General features: G+C 70.5%; 26 protein-coding genes. 22 read left to right on the top strand and 4 right to left on the bottom strand.

Annotation, left to right across the window (positions count from 1 at the left end; translation table 11 throughout):
• Positions 1–26: 26 nt before the first annotated feature.
• From ACFPOE_RS10955 to ACFPOE_RS10880, 16 genes are all read left to right on the top strand, one after another.
• Positions 27–899, top strand: a complete 873-nt coding sequence (locus tag ACFPOE_RS10955; protein ID WP_376850118.1) for a branched-chain amino acid ABC transporter permease — start codon at positions 27–29, stop codon at positions 897–899.
• Entirely contained in the window at positions 896–1,861 is a 966-nt protein-coding gene (locus tag ACFPOE_RS10950; RefSeq protein WP_376850117.1) for a branched-chain amino acid ABC transporter permease, read from the top strand. The genes ACFPOE_RS10955 and ACFPOE_RS10950 overlap by 4 nt, the downstream gene beginning before the upstream one ends.
• Entirely contained in the window at positions 1,854–2,609 is a 756-nt protein-coding gene (locus tag ACFPOE_RS10945) for an ABC transporter ATP-binding protein (RefSeq protein ID WP_376850116.1), read from the top strand. Before ACFPOE_RS10950 ends, ACFPOE_RS10945 begins: the two co-directional genes overlap by 8 nt.
• A complete protein-coding gene (locus ACFPOE_RS10940; protein ID WP_376850115.1) occupies positions 2,606–3,316 on the top strand; it encodes an ABC transporter ATP-binding protein in 711 nt (236 codons plus the stop codon). Before ACFPOE_RS10945 ends, ACFPOE_RS10940 begins: the two co-directional genes overlap by 4 nt.
• 4 nt (positions 3,317–3,320) lie before the next feature.
• The gene (locus tag ACFPOE_RS10935) at positions 3,321–4,274 is read left to right on the top strand and encodes a tripartite tricarboxylate transporter substrate binding protein (protein ID WP_376850114.1); all 954 of its coding nucleotides are present in this window, start codon (positions 3,321–3,323) and stop codon (positions 4,272–4,274) included.
• Between the two features lie 86 nt (positions 4,275–4,360).
• A complete protein-coding gene (locus tag ACFPOE_RS10930) occupies positions 4,361–5,632 on the top strand; it encodes a 3-isopropylmalate dehydratase large subunit (protein ID WP_376850640.1) in 1,272 nt (423 codons plus the stop codon).
• Entirely contained in the window at positions 5,629–6,993 is a 1,365-nt protein-coding gene (locus ACFPOE_RS10925; RefSeq protein WP_376850113.1) for an MmgE/PrpD family protein, read from the top strand. The genes ACFPOE_RS10930 and ACFPOE_RS10925 overlap by 4 nt, the downstream gene beginning before the upstream one ends.
• Position 6,994: 1 nt before the next feature.
• The gene (locus ACFPOE_RS10920; RefSeq protein ID WP_376850112.1) at positions 6,995–8,008 is read left to right on the top strand and encodes a Bug family tripartite tricarboxylate transporter substrate binding protein; all 1,014 of its coding nucleotides are present in this window, start codon (positions 6,995–6,997) and stop codon (positions 8,006–8,008) included.
• Between the two features lie 5 nt (positions 8,009–8,013).
• Positions 8,014–8,523 (top strand): LeuD/DmdB family oxidoreductase small subunit, encoded by a 510-nt coding sequence (locus ACFPOE_RS10915; RefSeq protein WP_376850111.1) that lies wholly within the window; start codon positions 8,014–8,016, stop codon positions 8,521–8,523.
• Positions 8,520–9,992: a dihydroorotase gene (locus ACFPOE_RS10910; protein ID WP_376850110.1), complete on the top strand. Its 1,473-nt coding sequence runs from the start codon at positions 8,520–8,522 to the stop codon at positions 9,990–9,992. Before ACFPOE_RS10915 ends, ACFPOE_RS10910 begins: the two co-directional genes overlap by 4 nt.
• Before the next feature lie 98 nt (positions 9,993–10,090).
• The gene (locus tag ACFPOE_RS10905) at positions 10,091–11,440 is read left to right on the top strand and encodes an FAD-dependent oxidoreductase (RefSeq protein WP_376850109.1); all 1,350 of its coding nucleotides are present in this window, start codon (positions 10,091–10,093) and stop codon (positions 11,438–11,440) included.
• On the top strand, positions 11,437–12,297 hold the full coding sequence (locus ACFPOE_RS10900; protein ID WP_376850108.1) for an isocitrate lyase/PEP mutase family protein: 861 nt from the start codon (positions 11,437–11,439) through the stop codon (positions 12,295–12,297). Before ACFPOE_RS10905 ends, ACFPOE_RS10900 begins: the two co-directional genes overlap by 4 nt.
• 144 nt (positions 12,298–12,441) lie before the next feature.
• Positions 12,442–12,666 carry a GlsB/YeaQ/YmgE family stress response membrane protein gene (locus tag ACFPOE_RS10895; RefSeq protein WP_376850107.1) on the top strand — a complete coding sequence of 75 codons (225 nt, stop codon included), beginning with the start codon at positions 12,442–12,444 and terminating at the stop codon, positions 12,664–12,666.
• A gap of 60 nt (positions 12,667–12,726) precedes the next feature.
• On the top strand, positions 12,727–13,266 hold the full coding sequence (msrA, locus tag ACFPOE_RS10890; protein WP_376850106.1) for a peptide-methionine (S)-S-oxide reductase MsrA: 540 nt from the start codon (positions 12,727–12,729) through the stop codon (positions 13,264–13,266).
• 14 nt (positions 13,267–13,280) lie between these two features.
• On the top strand, positions 13,281–13,493 hold the full coding sequence (locus ACFPOE_RS10885; protein ID WP_376850105.1) for a hypervirulence associated TUDOR domain-containing protein: 213 nt from the start codon (positions 13,281–13,283) through the stop codon (positions 13,491–13,493).
• Positions 13,494–13,496: 3 nt separating this feature from the next.
• Positions 13,497–14,039, top strand: a complete 543-nt coding sequence (locus ACFPOE_RS10880; RefSeq protein ID WP_376850104.1) for a DUF488 domain-containing protein — start codon at positions 13,497–13,499, stop codon at positions 14,037–14,039.
• A 16-nt stretch (positions 14,040–14,055) separates the two neighbouring features.
• Here ACFPOE_RS10880 and ACFPOE_RS10875 read toward each other — a convergent pair whose 3' ends face one another.
• Entirely contained in the window at positions 14,056–14,403 is a 348-nt protein-coding gene (locus ACFPOE_RS10875; RefSeq protein WP_376850103.1) for a hydroxyisourate hydrolase, read from the bottom strand.
• Positions 14,404–14,471: 68 nt separating this feature from the next.
• Positions 14,472–15,113: a pyridoxamine 5'-phosphate oxidase gene (gene pdxH / locus ACFPOE_RS10870; protein ID WP_376850102.1), complete on the bottom strand. Its 642-nt coding sequence runs from the start codon at positions 15,111–15,113 to the stop codon at positions 14,472–14,474.
• A gap of 148 nt (positions 15,114–15,261) precedes the next feature.
• On the opposite strand from pdxH, the gene ACFPOE_RS10865 reads away from it, so the two are divergent.
• From ACFPOE_RS10865 to ACFPOE_RS10855, 3 genes are read left to right on the top strand one after another with little or no spacing between them, the layout of a single operon-like run.
• The gene (locus ACFPOE_RS10865) at positions 15,262–15,723 is read left to right on the top strand and encodes a (2Fe-2S)-binding protein (RefSeq protein WP_376850101.1); all 462 of its coding nucleotides are present in this window, start codon (positions 15,262–15,264) and stop codon (positions 15,721–15,723) included.
• Between the two features lie 10 nt (positions 15,724–15,733).
• Positions 15,734–17,875 (top strand): xanthine dehydrogenase family protein molybdopterin-binding subunit, encoded by a 2,142-nt coding sequence (locus ACFPOE_RS10860; protein WP_376850100.1) that lies wholly within the window; start codon positions 15,734–15,736, stop codon positions 17,873–17,875.
• The gene (locus tag ACFPOE_RS10855; protein WP_376850099.1) at positions 17,872–18,423 is read left to right on the top strand and encodes a nucleotidyltransferase family protein; all 552 of its coding nucleotides are present in this window, start codon (positions 17,872–17,874) and stop codon (positions 18,421–18,423) included. Before ACFPOE_RS10860 ends, ACFPOE_RS10855 begins: the two co-directional genes overlap by 4 nt.
• 3 nt (positions 18,424–18,426) lie before the next feature.
• On the opposite strand, the gene ACFPOE_RS10850 is transcribed toward ACFPOE_RS10855, so the two are convergent.
• Complete coding sequence (locus tag ACFPOE_RS10850) at positions 18,427–19,020, bottom strand: gamma-glutamylcyclotransferase (protein ID WP_376850098.1); 594 nt, start codon at positions 19,018–19,020, stop codon at positions 18,427–18,429.
• 303 nt (positions 19,021–19,323) lie between these two features.
• On the opposite strand from ACFPOE_RS10850, the gene edd reads away from it, so the two are divergent.
• The 3 genes from edd (at position 19,324) to ACFPOE_RS10835 (ending at position 22,497) form a co-directional block, all read left to right on the top strand.
• The gene (gene edd / locus ACFPOE_RS10845) at positions 19,324–21,192 is read left to right on the top strand and encodes a phosphogluconate dehydratase (protein WP_376850097.1); all 1,869 of its coding nucleotides are present in this window, start codon (positions 19,324–19,326) and stop codon (positions 21,190–21,192) included.
• A gap of 74 nt (positions 21,193–21,266) precedes the next feature.
• A complete protein-coding gene (gene eda / locus ACFPOE_RS10840; protein WP_376850639.1) occupies positions 21,267–21,875 on the top strand; it encodes a bifunctional 4-hydroxy-2-oxoglutarate aldolase/2-dehydro-3-deoxy-phosphogluconate aldolase in 609 nt (202 codons plus the stop codon).
• A gap of 67 nt (positions 21,876–21,942) precedes the next feature.
• Entirely contained in the window at positions 21,943–22,497 is a 555-nt protein-coding gene (locus ACFPOE_RS10835; RefSeq protein WP_376850096.1) for a Spy/CpxP family protein refolding chaperone, read from the top strand.
• A 4-nt stretch (positions 22,498–22,501) separates the two neighbouring features.
• Here ACFPOE_RS10835 and gloA read toward each other — a convergent pair whose 3' ends face one another.
• Positions 22,502–22,897 carry a lactoylglutathione lyase gene (gloA, locus tag ACFPOE_RS10830; protein WP_376850095.1) on the bottom strand — a complete coding sequence of 132 codons (396 nt, stop codon included), beginning with the start codon at positions 22,895–22,897 and terminating at the stop codon, positions 22,502–22,504.
• Between the last annotated feature and the right edge of the window lie 97 nt (positions 22,898–22,994).

Raw genomic sequence — 22,994 nt, 5'->3', positions numbered from 1 at the left:
CCGTCCGGGCGAATCAATAACTCCTCATGCTCGAATTCGGCATCTTGTTCCCGGCCGTGCTCAACGGCCTGACCACCGGCGCGGTGTACGCGCTGGTGGCCCTCGGCCTGACGCTGATCTACGGCGTGCTGCACATCATCAACTTCGCCCATGGCGCCGCGCTGATGGTGGCGCTGTACGCGGTCTACCTGCTCAAGGAGCGGCTGGGCATCGATCCCTACCTGGCGCTGGTGGCGGTCGTGCCCGGCATGTTCGCCTTCGGCTACGCGCTGCAGCGGCTGGTGATCGCCCGCGCCAGCCACGGCAAGGACGAGAACATCCTGCTGGTCACGCTGGGCATCTCGATCGTGCTGGAGAACCTGGCGCTGCTGTTCTTCAAGAGCGACACCCGCACCGTCGACACCTCCTACACGCTGGCGACGGTGGCGATCGGCCCGGCGACCATCGCGCTGCCCAAGCTGATCGCCTTCGCCGGCGCGCTGGCGGTGTCCGCGCTGATGCTGCTGCTGATGCAGCGCACCGACCTGGGCCGCGCGATCCGCGCCGTGGCCAGGGAGAAGCAGGGCGCGCGCCTGATGGGAATCGACGTCGAGCACGTCTACGCCATGAGTTTCGGCATCGGCCTGGCCTGCCTGGGCGCGGCCGCGTGCTTCCTGCTGCCCGCCTACTACGTCAACCCGCAGGTCGGCAGCGGCTTCGTGCTGGTGGCCTTCACCATCGTCGTGCTGGGCGGCATGGGCAGCTTCGCCGGCGCGCTGGTCGGCGGCCTGCTGGTGGGCGTGGTGGAGTCGGTCGGCGGCCTGTACTTCGGCGAGTCGCTGGGCCAGGTCGGCATCTTCGCGATCTTCATCGCCGTGCTGCTGCTGCGGCCGCAGGGCCTGTTCGGGGCCAGGGCATGAGGGACCTGGCAGCGATCGCGGTGTTCGCCGCCCTGGTGGCGTGCGTGCCGCTGCTGACCGCCAGCGGCGTGGTCCTGAACTTCACCATGATGGCGCTCTATGCATGCCTGCTGGCCCAGGCCTGGAACATCCTGGGCGGCTTCGGCGGCCAGTTCTCGTTCGGCCACGCCCTGTTCTTCGGCACCGGCGCCTACGTGCAGGCGATCGCGCAGCTGCAGGGGCTCAACCCCTGGCTGGCGCTGCCGCTGGCCCTGGCCGCCAGTGGCGCCGTCGGCGTGCTGGTGGGCGCGCTGTCGTTCCGCTACGGCCTGAAGGGCTCCTACTTCGCGCTGGTGACGCTGGCCTTCGCCGAGGTGTTCCGCATCGTCGCGCTGTCGGTGCCGTTCACCGGCGCCGGCGTCGGCCTGATGGTGCCGCTGCGGGCCTCGGCGGCCAACATGCAGTTCGCCTCGCGGGCCGGCTACCTCTGGCTGGTGCTGGCGATGGTGGTCGTCGCGCTGCTGGCGACGGCGTGGCTGCGCCATTCGCGCTTCGGCGCCTACCTGCAGGCGGTGCGCGACAACGAGGACGCGGCCCGCGCCGTCGGCGTCGACCCGTTCCGCGTCAAGCTGGCGGCGATCGCGCTGTCGGCCGCGCTGATGGGGGCAGGCGGCGCCTTCTACGTGCAGGTGTTCCAGTACATCGACCCGGGCATCGCCTACGGTCCCGGCACCTCGGTGGAGGCGCTGGTCGCGGCCATCGTCGGCGGCATGGGCACGCTGTGGGGGCCGGTGCTGGGCGCGCTGGCCCTGCACCTGCTGGGCGACTTCACCCGCAACCTGTTCGGCCAGCTGCCCGGCATCAACATGGTGATCTACGGCGCGGTGCTGGTGCTGATCATGATGTTCATGCCGCGCGGCGTCGCCGGCTTCGCCATTCCGGCCCGCTGGCGCCGCCGCTGGCCCGGAGGCCGCCGTGGCTGAGCCGATGCTGGCGCTGAGCGGCGTGTCGCGCTCCTTCGGCGGCCTGATGGCGGTGAGCGACGTCAGCCTGGAGCTGCCGCAATACGGCCTGAGCGCGCTGATCGGGCCCAACGGCGCCGGCAAGACCACGCTGTTCGCACTCATGTCCGGCTTCATCCGGCCGGACAGCGGCCAGGTGCTGTTCCGCGGCGAGGACATCACCGGCCGGGCGCCGCACCGCAACGCATTGCGCGGCATGGCGCGCACCTTCCAGATCGTGCAGCCGTTCGCCCAGCAGACGGTGCGCGAGAACATCGCGGTCGGCGCCCACATGCGGCTGGCCGGCCGGCGCGAGGCGCTGGAGCGCGCCGAGATCGTGGCGCAGCAGGTCGGGCTGGCGCCGCAACTGGACAAGCCGGCGGCCGACCTGACGGTGGGCGGGCGCAAGCGGCTGGAGCTGGCCCGTGCGCTGGCCACCCAGCCGCGGCTGCTGCTGCTGGACGAGGTGCTGGCGGGCCTGAACCCGGCCGAGATCGCCGACATGATCCCGGTGGTGCGCAGCATCGCGGCCAGCGGCGTGACGGTGCTGATGATCGAGCACGTGATGCAGGCGGTGATGAACCTGGCGCAGCACGTGTGGGTGCTGGCGCAGGGCCGGCTGATCGCGCAGGGAACGCCGGCGCAGGTCACCCGCGACGACAAGGTGATCGAGGCCTACCTGGGCCACGGCACGGCGGCGCGGTTGCGGGCGGCGGAGGTGGCGCGGTGAAGGCGTTGCTGGAGATCAAGGGCCTGCAGGCCGGCTACGGCGCGGTCGAAGTGCTGCGCGGCGTCGACCTGGTGGTGGGCGAGGGCGAGGCGGTCGCGCTGCTGGGAAGCAACGGCGCCGGCAAGAGCACGCTGAACAACGTGATGTGCGGCATCTTCCGGCCCTGGTCGGGCCGGGTCCGTTTCGGCGGCGCCGACCTGACCGGCGCGCATTACCGCGAGGTCGTGAAGGCCGGCCTGATCCAGGTGCCCGAAGGCCGGCGCATCTTCCCGGACCTCAGCGTGCTGGAGAACCTGGAGCTGGGCGCCTTCACCCGCGGGCGGGCGCGCAGAAGCGCCAACCTGGAGCGCGCCTTCGAATTGTTCCCGCGCCTGCGCGAGCGCTCGCGCCAGCTGGCCGGCACGCTGTCCGGCGGCGAGCAGCAGATGCTGGCGATCGGCCGCGGCCTGATGGCCGAGCCGCGGCTGCTGATCCTGGACGAGCCGTCGCTGGGCCTGTCGCCGCTGCTGGTGGAAGAATTGTTCGCGCTGATCCGCTCGCTGCGTGACGGCGGCCTGGCGGTGCTGCTGGTGGAGCAGAACGTGGCCCAGTCGCTGGACGTGGTGGACCGCGCGTATGTGATGGAAAACGGCGCGATCCGCTTTTCGGGGCTGCCGTCGGAACTGCTTGGCAGCGACGAACTGCGCCGCGCCTACCTTGGAGTCTGAACCGATGAAACGACGTTTCCTTCTGCTCGCATCGACCGGCCTGCTGGCGGCCGCTGCGTCCCTGCACGCGCAGACCGCTCCGATCCGGATCCTGGTCGGCGCGCCGGCCGGCGGCACCACTGACACCATGGCGCGCGTGCTCGCGGTCGAACTGGGCAAGGTCCTGGGCCGCACCGTGCTGGTGGAGGACAAGCCGGGTGCCGGCGGCAACATCGCCGCCGACGCGGTGGCCAAGTCGCCGCCGGACGGCAACACGCTGCTCATGAGCTTCACCAGCCATGCGATCAACGCGACGCTCTATCCCAGCCTGCCGTTCGACCCGGAGAAGGACTTCACGCCGCTGACCATGGTCTCGACCTCGCCGGCGATCCTGGTGGCCAATCCCTCGCTGCCGGCCAACAACATCCGGGAGCTGATCGCGCTGGCCAAGGCCCGGCCCGGCAAGCTCAATTTCGCGATCGGCTCGCTCGGCTCGTCGGTGCACCTGGCGGGCGAGGCCTTCAAGATGATGTCGGGCAGCTACATTGTCAACATCCCGTACCGCGGCACGGCGCCGGCGATCCAGGACGTGCTGGCCGGGCAGGTGGAGATGATGTTCGCCAACGTCGGCAACGCCCAGGCCTACATCAAGGCGGGCCGGCTCAAGGCGCTGGGCGTGACCAGCCCGAAGCGGCTGGCGGCCTTTCCCGACGTGCCGGCGATCGCCGAGGTGCTGCCCGGGTACGAATCGAATGCGTGGTTCGGCCTGTTCGCGCCCGGCCACATGAATCCGGCATTGGCCAAGCGGATCAGCGATGCCGCCCGCCAGGCGATCGCCTCGCCCGAGGTGCAGCGCCGCATCGCCGCCGAGGGCGCGACGCCGGTGGGCAATTCGCCCGAGGAGTTCGCCCGCTTCGTCCACGCCGAGATCCAGCGCTGGGGCAAGGTGGTGAAGTACTCGGGAGCCAGGCCGGAATGAATCCGAGCGCCGCACGGCCGCCCGAAGGCGCGAGCGCACCCTTGGGGGGCAGCGACCCGCACGCGGTGGGGGAGCGTGGGGGCCGCATCCCGCAGACTCTCGCGCAAAAGCTGATCGCGCGGGCGAGCGGTCGCAGCGCGGTCGCGCCGGGCGAGATCGTCACCTGCCGGGTGGACCTGGCGATGTTCCACGATTCGTCGGGGCCGCGGCGCCTCAAGCCGATGCTGGAAGCGCTGGGCGCGCAGGTCTGGGACAAGTCCAAAGTGGTGCTGGTGATGGACCACTACGTGCCGGAGCAGGACGACGAATCGCGCCGCATCGTGCGCATCGCCCGCGACTGGGCGCGCGACCAGCAGCTGCCGCACGTCTACGACAGCCAGGGCATCTGCCACGTGGTGGTGCCGCAGCACGGCCACATCCGGCCCGGCATGTTCTGCGTCGGCGGCGACTCGCACTCGCCCACCGGCGGCGCCTTCGGCGCCTACATGTTCGGCATCGGCAGTACCGAGATGCTGGGCGTGGTGGTCACCGGCGAGATCTGGCTGCGGGTGCCCCGCACCATCCGCATGCAGTGGGACGGCAAGCTCGGGCCCGGCGTGGTGGCCAAGGACATGATGCTGCACATGATCGGCAGCTTCGGCATGAACGGCGGCCAGTACCAGGCGCTGGAGTTCTGCGGCGAGGCGGTGCGCGCGCTCGGCATGGCCGAACGCATGACGCTGTCGAACATGAGCGCCGAACTGGGCGCGCAGGCCGGCCTGGTGGCGCCGGACCAGGTGACGCAGGACTGGCTGGCCGCGACCGGCGCGCCGGCGGTGGACATCGCGGGCCTGTGCACCGACGATGCCGCGGTCGACGGTCCCGGCTGCGAGACCCATCGCTTCGACGCCGCGGCGCTGGAACCGTTCGTGGCGGCGCCGCACAGCCCGGCGAATGCGCAGGGCGTCTCGCATTGCGCCGGCACCGCCGTGCAGGTGGCGTACATCGGCGCCTGCACCGGCGCCAAGCTCGAGGACCTGCGGGCCGCCGCGCAGGTGCTGCGCGGGCGCAAGGTGGCGGCCGGCGTGCGGCTGATGGTCGCTCCGGCCAGCCTGAAGGACCAGGAGGCGGCGCGCGCCGAGGGCGTGCTGCAGGTGCTGCTGGATGCCGGCGCCGAACTGTTCGCCACCGCCTGCGGCGCCTGCGCCGGCTACGGCGGCACCATGCCCGACGACAGCACGGTGATCTCCAGCACCGCGCGCAACTTCCGCGGCCGGATGGGCGCGCCCTCCGTCAGCGTCTACCTGGCCTCGCCGTACACGGTGGCGGCGTCGGCGCTGCGCGGCGTCATCACCGACCCGCGCGAGGTGCTGCAGTGAGCCGGCAGGCGCCGCCGCCGGTTGCATGGCACCGATGGGCCGGGCATGTGGACGCGCTGCGCAGCGCCGTCGCCGCGCGGCACAACAAGCATGCGTCGGCCAGGGTGTCCCAGCACGCGCGGCTGGTCCTGATGGATTCGATCGGCTGCCTGCTGGCCGGCCGGCGCGCGCCCGAAGTCGCCGCGCTGGAGGCGCAGCTCGGCGCGCTGGAGCCGGGCGACTTCCCGATGCCGGGCGGCCGGTCGCTGGGCCTGCGCGCGGCCTGCCAGCTGCTGGCGATCGCGCCGACCTGGTACGAGGCGTGCGAGGGCCATGCCTACGCCCACGGCCGCCCCGGCATTGCGGCGATCGCGGCGCTGCTGCCGCTGGCGCTGCAGCGTGACGCACGGGTCGGCGACTTCGTCGATGCGCTGGTGACCGGCTACGAAACCGGGGCGCGCGCCGGCGGCTGGCTGCGCGTCGCGCCCGGCCTGCACGTGGACGGCAACTGGCCGGCCCTGGGCGCCGCCGCCGGCGTGGCGCGGCTGCTCGGGTTATCGGTGGAGGGCACGATGCAGGCGCTGGCCATCGCCGCCTGCCAGCTGCCCTCCAGCCTGTACCTGCCGATCCGCACCGGGCGCACCGTGCGCAACCTGTACCTGGCCCACAGCGCGACGCTCGGCCTGGACTCGGCGCTGGCGGCGCAGGCCGGAATCGACGCTCCGCCCGACGCGCTGGCCTGGTACGCCGAGCACCTGTGCCGCGCCGCCACCCAGCCGCCGCCGGCGCCGACGGCGGACCTGGTGCTGGACGCCTACCTCAAGCCCTTCGCCGCGGTGCGCCACGTGCATTACGGTGCCGTCGCCGCGCAGCGCATCCGCGAGCAGCTGCAGGGCCAGACCGAAGGCATCCACCGCATCGTGCTGACGATCTACGAGGAAGCGACCGTCTATTGCAGCAATCCGCAGCCGGCCACGCTGCTGGCGGCGCAGTTCAGCCTGAGCTTCGGCGTGGCCGCGATGCTGCGCTTCGGCGCGCTCGATCCGGCCAGCTACGAGGCCCCGCGCTTCATGGACGCCGAACTGCGCCGGCTGGAAGCGCTGGTGCAGGTGGAGATCGACCCCGCGCTGACCCGCGCCAACAAGCGCGGCGCCCGCCTGACCGTGGTGTCGCGGCGCGGGCATTGCGAAGAACTGGTGGCGGCAGACGATCCCGGCCTGCTGCTGGACGCCGCCGCCGCCATCGTCAAATTCACCGACGCCGCGGCGCCGACCGCGGCCGCGCCCGACGCGCAGGCCTTCTGCGCCGCCTTGCTGCAGGCCCGCGCCGACGTGCCGATGCGCCGGCTGTGGCAGCTGCTGTGCAAGCAACAAGGAGATTGAGATGCCGAGCGACCTGAACGCCCCCGCCTTCGCGCCGCGCCGCCGCGCGCTGCTGCACTGGATGTCCGCCGCCGCGCTGCCGGCGCTAGGCGCGGGTGCGCTCGCGCAGGATCCTTCGCGCCCAATCCGGCTGGTGGTGCCGTTCCCGGCCGGCGGCCCGACCGACGCGCTGGCGCGGCTGGCGGCCGACGGCCTGGCGGCGCAACTGAAGCAGCCGGTGCTGGTCGACAACAAGGCCGGCGCGGCGGGCGGCATCGCAGCCGACTACGTCGGCCGCGCCCCGGCCGACGGCCTCACGCTGCTGGTCGCCGGCCAGGGCCTGATGTTCATCAACAAGCCGCTGGCGCGCGGCCGCAAGCTGGGCTACGACCCGGACGCCGACTTCGCCTATGCCGGCATGCTGGGCAGCTTCCCCAACGTGCTGGTCGCCAATCCCGAAGCGGTGCCGGCGCAGTCGCTGCAGGAGCTGCTGGCGCAGGCGCGCGCCAACCCGGGCCGGATCTCCTACGGCTCCAACGGCGTCGGTTCGCTGACCCACCTCAGCATCGAGTTGCTGGCCTCGGCCGCCGACGTGAAATTCCTGCACGTGCCCTACCAGGGCGCGGCGCCGCAGATGGCGGACCTGATGGCCGGCCGGATCGGCTTCACCCTCAACGGCGTGCAGTCGGTGCTGCAGCAGATCCGGGCGGGCAAGCTGCGGGCCCTGGCCGTCACCACGGCAACCCGCTATCCCGAGCTGCCCAACGTGCCCACGCTGGTGGAATCGGGCTTTCCGGCGCTGGACCTGCCGGTCTGGTTCGCGGTCTACGCGCCGGCCGCCACGCCGGCGCCGGCGCTGGCCCGGCTGCGGGAGGCGCTGTCCACGCTGACGACGAGCCCGGCCTACCGCGCCGAACTGGGCAAGCGCGGCGCGATCGCGATGCCGCTGCCGCCCGCGGCCAGCGAGGCGCTGTTCGCGCGCGAACGCGCGCTCTGGGCCGAGGCCGTGCGCAGCACCGGCGCCAGCGCGGACTGACGGCGATGGGCAGCAGTTCCTCCTCCGGGGCGCGGGTCTGGCGGCTCGGCGCCGACGTGGACACCGACGTGCTGGCGCCGGGCCACGCCATGAAGCACGGCATCGACGTCATCGCCAGGCACTGCCTGGAATCGGTGCGGCCGGAATTCGCGGCCAGCGTGCAAGCAGGCGACGTGATCGCCGCCGGCCCCAACTTCGGCATCGGCTCGTCGCGCGAGCAGGCCGCGGCGGTGCTGGTGCAGCTGGGCATCGCTGCCGTGATCGCGCCTTCCTACAGCGGCCTGTATTTCCGCAATGCATTCAACGTCGGCCTGCTGCTGCTCACCTGCGCGCAGGCCGAACAGATCACCGAGGGCGAACGCATCGCCTTCGACGCCCGCGCCGGGCGCATCGTGCGCGCCGGCGGCCAGGCGCTGGCGACCGAACCGATTCCCGACTTCCTGCTGGACATGGTCGAGGCCGGCGGCCTGCTGGCCCAGCTGCAACAACGCTTCCAACCGAGGACACCTTCATGAGCACCAGACCCTACGACCTCCTGATCAAGAACGTGCGCGTGGTGCGGCCCAACGGCAACACCGTGCACGAGGGCGACATCGCGATCGCCGGCGGCAAGTTCGCCAAGGTCGCGCCGGGCATCGACGTCACGCTGGCGAAAACCGTGCACGACGGCCAGGGCCGGCTGGCCTTTCCCGGCGTGGTGGACGCCCACATGCACAGCGGCATCTATTCGCCGCTGGACGAGGACGCGGTCAGCGAGAGCAAGGCCGCGGCCATGGGCGGCGTCACCTCCAGCCTGAACTACTTCCGCACCGGCCAGTACTACCTGAACAAGGGCGGGCCGTACAAGAAGTTCTATCCCGAGGTGCTCAAGACCTCAAAGGGCCGCTTCCATGTCGACTACGGCTTCCACCTGGCGCCGATGGACAGCGTGCACAACGGCGAGATCGAGATGCTGATCGAGAAGTTCGGCGTCGCCAGCTTCAAGATCTTCATGTTCTACGGCTCGCACGGCCTGCACGGCGCCAGCGACAGCCAGCGCGATTTCCTGATGATCGGCAAGGACGAGCGCTACGATTACGCCCACTTCGAGTTCGTGATGCGCGCGATCCAGGCGGCGCGCGAGAAGATGCCCGAGCGCGCTTCCCAGATCTCGCTGTCGCTGCACTGCGAGACCGCCGAGATCATGACGGCGTACACCAAGATCGTGCAGAAGGACAAGTCGATGAAGGGCCTGGCCGCCTACAGCGCGTCGCGGCCCCAGCATTCGGAGGGCCTGGCGGTGTTCATCGCCAGCTACCTGGCCAACGAGACGGCGCTGCCCAACATCAACCTGCTGCACCTGTCGTCGCGCAAGGCGGTGCAGGCGGCGATCATGATGTCGGAGATCTTTCCGCACATCGACTTCAAGCGCGAGGTCACCATCGGCCACCTGATGCTGGACATCACCAGCAAGGCGGCGGAACTGGCCAAGGTCAATCCGCCGATCCGCCCGCGCGAGGACGTCGAATTCCTGTGGGACGCGCTGCTGGCCGGCGAACTGGACTGGGTGGTGAGCGACCACGCCTGCTGCCGCCACGAGATGAAGATCCCCAAGCGCTACTTCGGCAACATCTGGATGGCCAAGAGCGGCTTTGGCGGCACCGAGTACCTGCTGCCGGCGCTGGTCAGCGAAGGCACGCGCCGCGGCATGGGCTACAACCACATGGCCAAAGTGACCAGCTGGAACCCGGCCCAGCGCTATGGCCTGAACAGCAAGGGCGACATCGCGGAGGGCTTCGACGCCGACCTGGCGCTGGTCGACCCGGCCAAAACCTGGACCATCTCGGCCAAGGGCTCGCCATCGACCCAGGGCTACACGCCCTTCGAGGGGATGGAGCTGTCGGCGCGGGTGGAGGAAACCTTCCTGCGCGGCCAGCTGATCTACCAGGACGGCAACGTGATCGGCAAGCCGCGCGGCGAATACCTGTTCCGGCCGACGGCGTGAATTAGAAACCCGTTCGCACTGAGCTAAGCCTGTCCTGAGCCTGTCCTGAGCCTGTCCTGAGCCTGTCCTGAGCCTGTCGAAGGATCGAAGTGCCGCCCATGAATCCGGTCATCTGCGCCGGCACTCCGCCTGCCGACGCTCCCCACATCCCGGTGGCCGTCGTCGGCGCCGGCGCCTGCGGCCTGACGGCGGCGCTGCTGCTGGCCGACGCCGGCATCGAGTGCGTGCTGCTGGAGCGCGACGCGTCGCCGTCCGGCTCCACCGCGTTGTCGTCCGGCTTCATTCCGGCGCCCGGCACCCGCGTGCAGGCGGCGCGCGGCATCGAGGATTCGGCGCAGCAGTTCGCGCGCGACATCCAGGCCAAGGCGCACGGCACGGCGGCGCCGCATCTGGTCGATGCATACGCCGCGGCGATCGGGCCGGCGCTCGACGCGCTGGCGCAGCGCCATGGCCTGGTGTTCGAGTTGCTGGAAGGCTTCCTGTATCCCGGGCACAGCGCCTTGCGGATGCATGCGGTGCCGGAAAAGACCGGCGCGGCGCTGATGGACCGGCTGCTGCGCGCCGCCGCCGATGCCGGCCTCACCATCCTGGGCGACGCGCTGGTGCGCGAGCTGTGGGTCGACGCCGGCCGCGCGACGGGCGTGGGCTACCAGCGCCCCGACGGCAGCATCGAGCGGCTGCGCTGCGACGCCGTGCTGCTGGCGTGCAACGGCTTCGGCGGCAACCCGGCGCTGGTGCGCGAGCTGTTGCCCGAGATGCAGGACGCCACCTTTGCCGGCCACGGCGGCAACGACGGCAGCGCGATCGCCTGGGGCCGCGCGCTCGCCGCCCGGCTGGCCGACCTGGGCGGCTACCAGGGCCACGGTTCCTGGGCGGTGCCGCACGGCGTGCTGGTGTCGTGGGCCCTGATGATGGAAGGCGCGGTCCAGGTCAATGTGCGCGGCGAGCGCTTCCACGACGAGAAGCAGGGCTATTCGGAAGCGGCGGTGGACGTGCTGGCGCAGCCGGGCGGCATCGCCTGGAACGTGTTCGACACCGCGCTGCTCGAATTTGCGCGCGGCTTTCCGGACTTCGTCGCCGCCGAGGCTGCCGGCGCCGTGCGCCACGCGGCGGACGTTGCGGCGCTGGCCGCGCTGATCGGCTGCGAGGCGCCGGTGCTGGCCCACACGCTGGCCGGCACGCGGCTGGCGGCGCCGTATTGCGCCGTGAAGGTGACCGGCGCTCTGTTCCACACCCAGGGCGGCCTGGACATCGACGCGCAGTGCCGCGTGCTGCGGCAGGACGGCACGCCCTGGCCCAACCTGCTGGCGGCCGGCGGCGCGGCCCGCGGCGTCTCCGGCAATGCCGTCTGGGGCTACCTGTCCGGCAACGGCCTGCTCAGCGCCATCGCCGGCGGCGCCATCGCCGCCGCCACGCTCGCCACCCAACTGGCCAAGGAAACGTCATGACCCTGAAACAACGACTCACGCAACCCGGCGCGCTGCTGGCGCCCGGCATCTACGACGCGCTCAGCGCGCTGGTGGCGGAACAGGCCGGCTTCGAGGCGCTGTACCTCTCGGGCGCCTCGATCGCGTACACGCGGCTGGGTCGCTCCGACATCGGCCTGACCACCGCCACCGAGGTGGCGCAGACGCTGTCACTGGTCACCGAGCGCGTGCGGGTGCCGGTGATCGTGGACGCCGACACCGGCTTCGGCAATGCGCTCAACACGCAGCGGACGGTGCGCGAGTTCGAGCGCGCCGGCGCCGCCATGATCCAGCTGGAGGACCAGACCTTTCCCAAGCGCTGCGGTCACCTGGACGGCAAGGGCGTGGTGCCGGTGGCCGAGATGCAGGGCAAGCTGCGCGCCGCGCTGGATGCGCGCCGTTCGGCGGACACGCTGATCCTGGCGCGCACCGACGCCGTGGCGGTGGAGGGCCTGGACGCGGCGCTGGAGCGCGCCGAGTGCTACCTCGAGTGCGGGGTGGACGCCCTGTTCATCGAGGCGCTGCGCACGCCGCAGCAGATGGACGCTGCATGCACCCGCTTCGGCCAGCGGGTGCCGCTGCTGGCCAACATGGTGGAAGGCGGCAAGACGCCGGTGCAGGATGCCGGCGAGCTGGGGCGGCGCGGCTTTCGCATCGTCATCTTCCCCGGTGGCACCGCTCGCGCCGTGGCCCACACGCTGCAGGGGTATTACGCCAGCCTGCGCCAGCACGGCACCACCGCGCCCTGGCAGGCGCGGATGCTCGATTTCGACGGCCTCAACGGCCTGATCGGCACCCCCGAACTGCTTGCCGCCGGTCGCCAATACGAAGGGCATTGACCCGGCCGCGGCCGGCGCCGGCGATTGGGCGCATGATGGTCCGGTCTCAAGGAGCAAGGTATCAATCCATTCATCTGGTGCGCGGTCGGCGCACTGATCGGCGCCGCCGCTTCGTTCATGGTGGCGGCCCAGGGGCGCATCGTCATGATCGAGAACGTCCTGGTCGGCATGTTCGGTGCCTTCATCGGCGGCGACTTCGTGGCCGCGATGATCAGCGCCAAGGGGGTCGTGAACGACAAGGATTTCCGCCTGAGTTCGCTGGGCATGGCGATCGCCGGAGCGGTCGTGATGCTGGTCTTGCTGCGCATCATGCGACGCGCCGTGGGCCCGATGCGCGGCTCCAAGAGCAAGGCCGGCCGCCGCAACTGAAGTGCGGACGGAGCGCGCGATCGCGGCGTAACATGGCGATCCTTTCGATGGAGATTTCCCATGAGCGCAAGCGAAACCATCGTGCTGGGCGGCGGCTGCTTCTGGTGCACCGAGGCGGTGTACGTGAAGGTGCGCGGCATCACCGATGTGGAGTCCGGCTACAGCAACGGCCACACGCAGCGGCCCAGCTACGAGCAGGTCTGCACCGGCACCACCGGCCACAACGAGGTGGTCAAGCTCAGCTACGACCCGCAGCAGATCAGCACCAGGCAGATCCTTGAGATCTTCTTCGTGGTCCATGACCCGACCACGCTGAACCGCCAGGGCAACGACAGCGGCACCCAGTACCGCAGCGGCATCTACTACACGACGCCGGAGCAGCAGCAGGTCGCGCAGGACCTGATCGCCGAAATGGCCAGGGACAACCTGTTGGGCAAGCCGATCGTCACCGAGGTGCTGCCGCTGGCCAACTACTCGCCGGCCGAGGAGTACCACCAGGACTTCTTCGAGAAGAACCCCTACCAGGGTTACTGCGTTGCGGTCGCGGCGCCCAAGGTGGCGAAGTTCCGCAAGACCTTCGCCGATCTGGTGAAGAGCTAGCGGCGCAGGCCATCGTGGCGCATGAATTCAAGGTCGGCGACCATGTCCGCTGGAATTCGGAGGCGGGGCACGTGACGGGCCGGATCGTGAAGGTTCACACCAGCGACACCGACTACAAGGGCCACATCCATCGCTGCACCCCGGCCGATCCCCAGTACGAAATCCGCAGCGACAAGAGCGATCACGTGGCCCTGCACAAGGGCGCTGCACTGCACCGGATCGGATGAGCCATGGCAGATGACACCGGCGGCGTGGCCACGGTCTGGACCATCGGCCATTCCACGCGTGCGCTGGAGGAATTGCTGGGCCTGCTCGATCACTACCGGATCGAGGGCGTGGCCGACGTGCGGCGCTTTCCCGGTTCGCGGCGCCATCCGCAGTTCGCGCGCGACGCGCTGGAGCAGAGCCTGCCCGCGCATGGCATCGCCTACCAGTGGCTGCCCCGGCTCGGCGGCCGGCGCCGGGTGCAGCCCGATTCCCCGAACACGGGCTGGCGCAGCGCCTCGTTCCGCGGCTACGCCGACTACCTGGCCAGCAGCGAGTTCGCCGAAGGCCTGGCCGAACTGCTGGCGTTCGCGGCGCACCGGCGCGTCGCGCTGATGTGCGCCGAGGTGCTCTGGTGGCGCTGCCATCGCTCGCTGATCGCCGACGTGCTGCTCGCGCGCGGCATCGAGGTGGTCCACATCCTGGACGCCACCCACAGCACGGTGCATCCGTTCACCTCGCCGGCGCGCATCGTCGACGGGCAGCTGAGCTACGCGGCGGACGCCTGAGCCCGCCCGGCCGTCGCTAGGCGCCGCGGAACAGGCTCATGCCCCAGGGCGAGAGCTTGACCGGCAGGTGGTAGTGCTGGCGGCCGTCGAACATGCCGAAGCGGAACACCTGCACGTCCATGAAGGGCAGCTCGGGAAGCACGGTGCCGCGGTCGCGGTAATACTGCGCGACGTGCAGCCGCAGCTCGTACTGGCCGGGCGGAATGCGGTCGGGCCGGTCCAGGTCTTCCACCAGCCCGTTGTTGCCCACCGTGCCTTCCAGCACGGTCTCGCCCCCGGCATCGAGGCTGACCACCTGCACGCGCATGCCGCGGGCGACGACGCCGTTGGCGATGTCGACGACGTGGACTGAGATCGGTTTCATTGCATTCCCTGGAACATGGACGGCCGATTTTGCCCCTTGCCCGGCGGCAGCGTGTGTGTTGGATTGCGTCAGGGCGCCAGCCGCTCGCGCAGCCACTGGCCATCGCGCTGGCTGTAGCGCAGGCGGTCGTGCAGCCGGCTCTTGCGTCCCTGCCAGAACTGCCATTCGTCCGGCACCAGCCGGTAGCCGCCCCAGTGCGGCGGCCGCGGCGGGTTGAGCATGAACTGGGCGCCGTACTTCGCCGCGTTGGCCACCAGGGTGGCCCGGCCCGGGATCACCTGGCTCTGCGGGCTGGCCCAGGCGCCGATGCGCGAATCCAGCGGCCGGCTGGCGTAGTAGGCGTCGCTCTCGGCGGCCGAGGTCTTTTCCACGACGCCCTCGATGCGCACCACCCGCTCCAGTTCGACCCAGTGGAACTGCAGCGCGGCATATGGGTTGCCGGCCAGCTCCAGGCCCTTGCGGCTCTCGTAGTTGGTGAAGAAGACGATGCCGGCGGCGTCGTAGCCCTTGACCAGCACGATCCGGGTGCTGGGGCGCAGGTCGCTGCCGACGGTGGCCAGCGTCATCGCGTTGGGTTCGGGCACCTGCGCCTGGATCGCTTCCTGCAGCCACTGGCCGAACTGGTCGAGCGGGTCCGCGCGCGACGCCTCCTCGCTCAGTTCGGCGCGTTCGTAGCTTTTGCGCAGCTGGGAGATGTCCGTCGTCGTCATTGGCCCAGTATATGGAAGGCCGTACTTCCGGTTTCCGCGTCTCAAATTGCGATTGGCTCATCAGTCAAGGGTTTACCCGATCAACATTTCCCGGCAACCGCCTAGCCTCGGCTGTCGAAACCAACCGCGCCCAACAAAGGAGAGCAAGATGAGCGTGAACTTCAACCTGAATGGAAAGAGCGTGTCCGCCGAGGCGGAGCCGGACACCCCCCTGCTGTGGGTGGTCCGCGACGAGCTGGGGCTGACCGGCACCAAGTTCGGCTGCGGCATGGCCTTGTGCGGCGCCTGCACCGTGCACCTCAACGGCGCGCCGGTGCGCTCCTGCCAGACCCCGCTGTCGGCGGTGCAGGGCCAGAAGGTCAACACCATCGAAAGCCTGCCGCGCGACAACTCGCATCCGCTGCAGGTCGCCTGGATCAAGCACGACGTGCCGCAGTGCGGCTACTGCCAGTCGGGCCAGCTGATGAGTGCGACGGCGCTGCTGGCGAAGAACAAGAATCCGAGCGATGCCGATATCGACGCTGCCATGAGCGGCAACATCTGCCGCTGCGGAACCTATCCGCGCATCCGCGCCGCCATCAAAGACGCCGCCGCCGCAATGCGTGCATAAGGAGCACATCATGAACACCATCGCACAAAGCTCCAGGCGCGATTTCATCAAGACCGCCGCCGTCGTCTCCGGCGGATTGCTGGTCGGCTTCTCGGTGCCGGCGATCAAGGATGCCGCCGCCGCCGGCACGCTCTACACGCCCAATGCCTGGGTCCACATCGGCGACGACAACACCATCACGCTGATCTCGGCCCGCTCCGAGATGGGGCAAGGGGTCTACACCTCGATGCCGATGCTGATCGCCGAGGAACTGAACGTGGACATCCGCCGCATCAAGGTGGCGATGGCGCCGCCCGACAAGGCGCTGTACGGCAACGCGCTGTTGGGCGGGCCGCAGCTGACCGGCGGCTCGACCTCGGTGCGCGACGGCTGGGAGAAGCTGCGCACCGCCGGGGCCCAGGTCCGGGAAATGCTGATCAGCGCCGCTGCGACCAAATGGAACGTGGACCGCAGCCAGCTGCGCGCCGACAACGGCATGGTGCTGGGGCCGAACGGCCGCCAGGCCACCTATGGCGAACTGGCGCAGGCGGCGTCGAAGCTGCCGGTGCCGGAGAAGGTCGCGCTCAAGGACCCGTCGCAGTTCCGCATCGTCGGCAAGCGCACCCCCCGGCTCGACACCCCCGCGAAGACCAACGGCACCGCCGAATACGGCATCGACGTCAAGCTGCCGGGGATGGTCTACGCGGCGCTCGAGCAGTGCCCGGTGATCGGCGGCACGGTCAGGAGCTTCGACGCGGAGAAGGCCAGGCGGATGCCCGGCGTGGTCGCGGTGGTGCAGATCCCGGACGGCATCGCGGTCGTCGCCGACAGCTGGTGGCGCGCCAACCAGGCGCGCAAGCAGCTGGCCATCGTCTGGGACGAAGGCGCCGGTGCCGCGTTGAACAACAAGAGCATGCTGGAAGGCATCCGCGCGGCCTCCGTGTCGGGCACGCCCCTGCCGATCAAGAAGGTCGGCGACGCGCAGGCGGTGATCGCCGCTTCGCCGCGGGTGGTCCGGCGCGAGTACGTGAGCCAGCTGCTGTCGCACTCGCCGCTGGAGCCGATGAATTTCACGGCCTCCTACGCCGGCGGCAAGATGCTGCTGATCGGCCCGACACAATGGCAGGACGGCGCGCAGGGCGCGGTCGCGGCCGCGGTCGGCATGCAGCCCCAGGACGTGGCGGTGCAGACCACCTTCCTGGGCGGCGGTTTCGGCCGCCGCATCGACCTGGACTTCATCGTGCAGGCGGCGCAGATCTCCAAGGCGATCAACCGGCCGGTCAAGCTGGTGTGGTCGCGCGAGGACGACATGACGCACGACTTCTACCGGCCGCAGGCGCTGCACAAGATGGCCGCCGCGCTGGGCGCCGACGGCAAGCCCACGGCGATGACCTTCCGCATGACCTCGCAATCGGTCACCGGCCGGGTGTTCGGGCTGCCGCCGCAGATGAACGATCCGCTGATGACGGAGGCGGCGCTGGCGCCGTATGCCATCCCGGCGCTGCAGCACGACTACGTCAAGCACGATTCCGGCCTGCGAGTCGGTTACTGGCGCTCGGTCAGCCACCTGCTCAACGCGTTTGCCAACGAGAGCTTCGTCGACGAACTGGCCAAGGAGGCGGGCCAGGACCCGTACGCCTACCGGATGTCGATGCTGGGCTCGCAGCCGCGCTTCGCCAACGTGCTCAAGCTGGCGGCCGACAAGGCCGGCTGGGGCACGCCGCTGCCGGCGGGCCGCGCCCGCGGCATTGCACTGATGGAAGGCTATGACACCTACATGGCGCAGGTGGCCGAGGTCAGCCTGGTGGACGGCGCGGTGAAGGTGCATCGCGTCACCGTCGCCGCCGACGTCGGCCGCATGGTCAACCCGGACACGGTGGAAGCGCAGATCCAGTCCAGTGTCGCGTTCGGGATGGGCGCCGCGCTGATGCAGGAGATCACGCTGGACAAGGGCCGGGTGCAGCAGACCAACTTCCACCAATTCCCGGTGGTGCGGATGAACGAAGCGCCGGCCATCGACATCATCCTGGTCGACAGCAGCGAGAAGCCGGGCGGCATCGGCGAACCGGCGACGGCGGTGGTCGTGCCGGCAATCGCCAACGCGGTCGCGACGCTCACCGGCAAGCGGGTGCGCCAGCTGCCGATGACGGCCGAGGCGATCCGCGCGGCGTGAGCGCCGACGCCGGGCCGGCGGTGATCGTGCTGGCCTCGGGCCGGGGCGAGCGCTTCGTCGCCTCCGGCGGGCGCGGCTCCAAGCTGCAGGCGCTGCTGGCCGGCAAGCCGGTGCTGCAGCACACGCTGGAAGCGGTGCGCGACAGCGGGCTGCGCTGGCATGTGGAGGACGCCGGGCACGAGGGCATGGGCGATTCGATCGCCGCCGGCGTGCGCGCCACCCGCGACGCCGGCGGCTGGCTGGTGCTGCCGGGCGACCTGCCGCTGGTGCGCGCCGAGAGCCTGCGCAGCGTGGCGGCCGCGCTGGCTTCCCACGGCGTCGTGCTGCCCATGTACCAGGGCATGCAGGGGCATCCGGTCGGCTTCGCCGCGCACTGCCTGCAGGACCTGCTGCTGCTGAGCGGCGCGCAGGGCGCGGCGCTGGTGGTGCGGGCGCAGCGGATGGCGGACCGCGCGCTGGAGCTGGAGCTGCAGGACCCGGGCATCGTCGCCGACATCGACACGCTGCCGGACCTGGCGCGGGCCGAACGGTTGCTGGCCGGCCGCTGAGGTTCAGCCCTTGTGGCGCGCAGCGTGCAGCAGCCGTTCGAGCTGGCGGTCGCGGATGTTGTGGCGCCGCAGTTCGTCCAGCGTCGCCTGCACGTAGTCCAGGGTGGTGCCGTAGATGCCGGTGGCGGTCGCGAAGATGCGCCGGTACTCGTCCTCGCTCAGCATCCCGGTGTGGCTGGGGCTCTTGCGCGACAGCGTGAAGGCCAGCGCCCGCACCGGCCCGTGGGTGGTGTGGCAGGCCAGGAACTTGGGGTCGTAGACGGCGGTGACCATCTCGCGTTGCCACAGCCGGCCCAGCGTGTCGCGGCCCTGGCTCTTCGGGATGCGGAACACCATGCCCTGGCAGCTGCCGCCCGACAGCATGCCGAACACCAGGCCCGGGCACTCCGGCGTGCCGCGGTTGATGCGGCTCCACATCTTGAGCGCCCGGTGCCAGCCGTGCACGCGGGCCGGGCGCCGCTCGGCGTAGTCGAACTCCGGCCGCCAGATCAGCGATGCATAGCCGAAGATCCACAGGTCGCTGTGGCCGCCCCAGTCGCGCAGGGCTTTCTCCAGCAGGGGCTGCGGGTCGCGCAGCGGCTTCACGCTCTCGCTCATGCCTCGACTTTACCCACGTCTTGAATGCCGGGACAGGAAGCGGGGACAGGAAGCCGGGGACAGGGAGCGGGGGCAAGGACGCAGAAGGCGCAGAAGCAACGCAGAAGACGCAGAAGGGGGAGACAAGAAATGTGGATGAGCAGGGGCGCTCGTCTTCCTCCTTACTCTGTCTTTTTTGCGATTTCTGCGTTGCTTCTGCGTCTTCTGCGTCCGGATGTCCGCCTTCAAATCGCGGTAACCGCCTTGTAACCGCGCCCCCGATGCGCGGGGTAGGATCGGAATCCGACTCTGGAGACCATCCGCATGCAACTCCATCCCGCGCTGGCGGCCGTCACCGACCGCATCCGCAAGCGCAGCGAACCGGCCCGCCGCGCCTACCTCGCCCTGGTCGACCGGATGGCGGCGCGCGACCGCGGCGCCGACCGGCTCGGCTGCGCCAACGTCGCCCATGCCTTCGCCGGCCTGCCGGCCAACGACAAGTTCAGGGTGGTGGCCGAGCGCGCGCCCAACATCGCGATCGTCAACGCCTACAACGACATGCTGTCGGCGCACACGCCGCTGGGCGCCTATCCCGCCCTCATCAAGGACGAGGCGCGCCGCCATGGCGCCACCGCGCAGGTGGCCGGCGGCGTGCCGGCGATGTGCGACGGCGTGACGCAGGGCACGCCGGCGATGGAGCTGAGCCTGTTCAGCCGCGACGTCATCGCGATGGCCACCGCCGTGTCGCTGAGCCACGACGTGTTCGACGCCGCGCTGATGCTGGGCGTGTGCGACAAGATCGTGCCGGGCCTGCTGATCGGCGCGCTGCACTTCGGCCACCTGCCCACCGTGTTCGTGCCGGCCGGCCCGATGACCAGCGGCCTGTCGAACAACGAGAAGTCCAAGGTGCGCGAGCTGGCGGCGCAAGGCAAGGTTGGCCGCGCCGAGTTGCTCAAGGCGGAACAGGAGGCCTACCACGCGCCCGGCACCTGCACCTTCTACGGCACCGCCAACAGCAACCAGATGCTGCTGGAAGCGATGGGCCTGCACGTGCCCGGCACCGCCTTCGTCAATCCCGGCAACGAGCTGCGCGAACAGCTCACGCGCGAGGCGGCGCGCACCGTGCTGGGCATCGTCAGGACGGGCCAGCGCTTCACGCCGATCGGCCGGCTGGTGGACGAGCGCGCGATCGTCAACGCGATGTGCGCGCTGCTGGCCACCGGCGGCTCCACCAACCACCTGATCCACTGGGTGGCGGTGGCCCGCTCGGCCGGCATCGCGATCGACTGGGACGACTTCGCGCAGCTGTCGGCGGCGGTGCCGCTGCTGGCGCGCGTCTATCCGAACGGCAGCGCCGACGTCAACGAGTTCCAGGCCGCCGGCGGGCCGGGCTTCGTCATCCGCGAACTGCTGGACGCCGGCCTGATGCACGAGGACGTGCTGACGGTGCGCGCAGGCGGCATCCGCGAATACACGCGCGAGCCGGTGCTGCTGCCCGACCTGCCGGGCAAGGACGAGGGTGGGGAACTGCAGTGGACCGAGATCGGCCCCTCGCGCGAGACCGGCGTGGTGCGGCCGGCCGGCGATCCGTTCAGCGCCAGCGGCGGGCTGAAGCTGCTGACCGGCAACCTGGGCCGCAGCGTGATCAAGGTGTCGGCGGTGCCGCAGGACCGCCATGTGATCGAGGCGCCGGCCCGCGTCTTCGACAGCCAGGACGAACTGCTCAAGGCGTTCACGGCCGGCGAACTGGAGCGCGCCTGCAGCGCCAGCGCTGCCCAGGGCCTGGTCTGCGTGGTGCGCTGGCAGGGGCCGCAGGCCAACGGCATGCCGGAACTGCACAAGCTGACGCCGCCGCTGGCGGTGCTGCAGGGGCAGGGCTTCCGGGTGGCGCTGGTCACGGACGGCCGCATGAGCGGCGCCTCGGGCAAGGTGCCGGCGGCGATCCACGTGTCGCCGGAAGCGGCGGCCGGCGGCCCGCTGGCCAAGCTGCGCAATGGCGACGTCGTGCGGCTGGACGCCGACGCCGGCACGCTGCAGGCGCTGGTGCCGCCGGCCGAGTGGCAGGCGCGCGAGACGCAGCCCATGCCCGAGGCCTTGCGCGCGGCCAACGCGCAGGGCATGGGCCGCGAACTGTTCGGCGCATTCCGGCGCGACGCGCTGCTGGCAGAAGAAGGAGCCTGCACATGGCTGTAAATCCCACCGTTCGGGCTGAGCCCGTCGACGAAGCTCGGGACAGGCCTGTTGAAGCCCTCACCGCGCTGCAGGTGATGACCGATGCGCCGGTGATCCCGGTGATCGTGCTGGCGGACATCGCGCACGCGGTGCCGCTGGCCCGGGCCCTGGTGGCCGGCGGCATCCGCATGCTGGAAGTGACGCTGCGCACGCCGGTGGCGCTGGCCTGCATCGAGCGCATCGCCCGCGACGTGCCGCAGGCGCTGGTCGGCGCCGGCACGGTGCGCAGTTCCGCCGATGCGCAGGCGGCGGCCATGGCCGGCGCGCGCTTCGCCGTCAGCCCCGGCTACACCCATGCCATCGGCAAGGCCTGCCACGAGCTGGGCCTGCCGCTGCTGCCCGGCGTGGCCACCGGCAGCGAGATCCTGGCGGCGCAGGAAGACGGCTATTCGCAGCTGAAGTTCTTTCCGGCGCTGCAGGCCGGCGGCGCCGCCATGCTCAAGGCCTGGCAGGGGCCCTTCGGCGACGTGCGCTTCTGTCCCACCGGCGGCGTGACGGCGGCCAATGCGCATGAGTTGCTGGCGCTGTCCAACGTGGCCTGCGTCGGCGGCTCGTGGCTGACGCCGGCCGATGCGGTGGCCGGCGGCGACTGGGCGCGCATCACGCAGCTGGCGCGGGCGGCCGTGCAGTTGCGCGGGGCTTGACCTCGCGCAAACCCGCTTCGGATGCAGATGCCTAAGCTGGGGCATCGCGTTCCTCAAGGAGAGATTCATGAAGCGAGCACTGTTGGCGGTCGCGGCCGGCCTGGTCCTGGGTGCGTCGGCCTGCGGCCAGCCCTATGGCGGCCCCGGCATGATGGGCGGCAACTGGGGCCCGGGCGGCTATCCGATGATGGGTCCCGGCATGATGGGCGGCTATGGCCCCGGCGGCTACGGTCCCGGACCTGGCTGGGGCATGGGCCCCGGGATGATGGGCGGCGGCTTCGGCCCGGGCGCTGGAATGATGCAGGGCTACGGACCGGGCGGCTGCAGCGCCGCTGTGTCCGACCTCAGCGCCGAGCAGCGCGAGAAGATCGCCGCGATCCAGCGCGAATTCACGCCCAAGCAGTTTGCGCTGATGCAGCAGATGCAGGAAATCGGCTGGCGCTCCATGGACGGGCCGGCCGGCCGCTTCGACGAACAGGCCGCGCGCAGGAACTACGACGCGATGGCCGACCTGCGCAAGCAGATGTTCGTCAATTCGCTGGAAGCCCAGAAGCGCGTCGACGCCGTCCTCACGCCCCAGCAGCGCGAGCAACTGCACCGCGGCGGCCCCCCGGGCCGCTGAGCCTTCAGCCGGCCTCGCCCTTGCGCTCGATCAGCTCGATCTTGTAGCCGTCGGGGTCGGTGACGAAGGCGATCACGGTGTCGCCGCCCTTGACCGGGCCCGGCTCGCGGGTGACGTTGCCGCCGCCGGCGCGGATCTTGTCGCAGGCCGCGTACACGTCCGCCACGCCCAGCGCGACGTGGCCGTAGGCCGTGCCCAGCTCGTAGCTCGCCACGCCGTGGTTGTAGGTCAGCTCGATCTCGGCCTGCTCGGGATTGCTGCCGTAGCCGACGAAGGCCAGCGAGTATTTCTGCTCGGGCCGCTCGGTGGTGCGCAGCAGCTTCATGCCCAGCACCCGGGTGTAGAAGTCGATCGAGCGTTGCAGGTCGCCGACCCGCAGCATGGTGTGGAGGAATCTCATGGCGCCATTATCCGCACTATCGGACTGCGCCTACACGGTCCGGCTGCGAACTCCCCCATGATTCCGCGGGCCCCACCGACACAAGCGACACTCCTGC

It is taken from the genome of Caenimonas terrae (assembly GCF_042655405.1).
GTDB classification, from domain to species: Bacteria; Pseudomonadota; Gammaproteobacteria; order Burkholderiales; family Burkholderiaceae_C; genus Ramlibacter; species Ramlibacter terrae_A.
This window is presented reverse-complemented; position numbering and strand designations above follow the sequence as displayed.

Coding starts and splice junctions, on each gene's coding strand:
- ACFPOE_RS10955 (WP_376850118.1), top strand. CDS start 27: ATGCTCGAATTCGGCATCTTGTTCCCGGCCGTGCTCAACGGCCTGACC.
- ACFPOE_RS10950 (WP_376850117.1), top strand. CDS start 896: ATGAGGGACCTGGCAGCGATCGCGGTGTTCGCCGCCCTGGTGGCGTGC.
- ACFPOE_RS10935 (WP_376850114.1), top strand. CDS start 3,321: ATGAAACGACGTTTCCTTCTGCTCGCATCGACCGGCCTGCTGGCGGCC.
- ACFPOE_RS10920 (WP_376850112.1), top strand. CDS start 6,995: ATGCCGAGCGACCTGAACGCCCCCGCCTTCGCGCCGCGCCGCCGCGCG.
- ACFPOE_RS10915 (WP_376850111.1), top strand. CDS start 8,014: ATGGGCAGCAGTTCCTCCTCCGGGGCGCGGGTCTGGCGGCTCGGCGCC.
- ACFPOE_RS10910 (WP_376850110.1), top strand. CDS start 8,520: ATGAGCACCAGACCCTACGACCTCCTGATCAAGAACGTGCGCGTGGTG.
- ACFPOE_RS10905 (WP_376850109.1), top strand. CDS start 10,091: ATGAATCCGGTCATCTGCGCCGGCACTCCGCCTGCCGACGCTCCCCAC.
- ACFPOE_RS10900 (WP_376850108.1), top strand. CDS start 11,437: ATGACCCTGAAACAACGACTCACGCAACCCGGCGCGCTGCTGGCGCCC.
- ACFPOE_RS10895 (WP_376850107.1), top strand. CDS start 12,442: ATGATCGAGAACGTCCTGGTCGGCATGTTCGGTGCCTTCATCGGCGGC.
- msrA (WP_376850106.1), top strand. CDS start 12,727: ATGAGCGCAAGCGAAACCATCGTGCTGGGCGGCGGCTGCTTCTGGTGC.
- ACFPOE_RS10880 (WP_376850104.1), top strand. CDS start 13,497: ATGGCAGATGACACCGGCGGCGTGGCCACGGTCTGGACCATCGGCCAT.
- ACFPOE_RS10875 (WP_376850103.1), bottom strand. CDS start 14,403: ATGAAACCGATCTCAGTCCACGTCGTCGACATCGCCAACGGCGTCGTC.
- pdxH (WP_376850102.1), bottom strand. CDS start 15,113: ATGACGACGACGGACATCTCCCAGCTGCGCAAAAGCTACGAACGCGCC.
- ACFPOE_RS10865 (WP_376850101.1), top strand. CDS start 15,262: ATGAGCGTGAACTTCAACCTGAATGGAAAGAGCGTGTCCGCCGAGGCG.
- ACFPOE_RS10860 (WP_376850100.1), top strand. CDS start 15,734: ATGAACACCATCGCACAAAGCTCCAGGCGCGATTTCATCAAGACCGCC.
- ACFPOE_RS10850 (WP_376850098.1), bottom strand. CDS start 19,020: ATGAGCGAGAGCGTGAAGCCGCTGCGCGACCCGCAGCCCCTGCTGGAG.
- edd (WP_376850097.1), top strand. CDS start 19,324: ATGCAACTCCATCCCGCGCTGGCGGCCGTCACCGACCGCATCCGCAAG.
- eda (WP_376850639.1), top strand. CDS start 21,267: ATGACCGATGCGCCGGTGATCCCGGTGATCGTGCTGGCGGACATCGCG.
- ACFPOE_RS10835 (WP_376850096.1), top strand. CDS start 21,943: ATGAAGCGAGCACTGTTGGCGGTCGCGGCCGGCCTGGTCCTGGGTGCG.
- gloA (WP_376850095.1), bottom strand. CDS start 22,897: ATGAGATTCCTCCACACCATGCTGCGGGTCGGCGACCTGCAACGCTCG.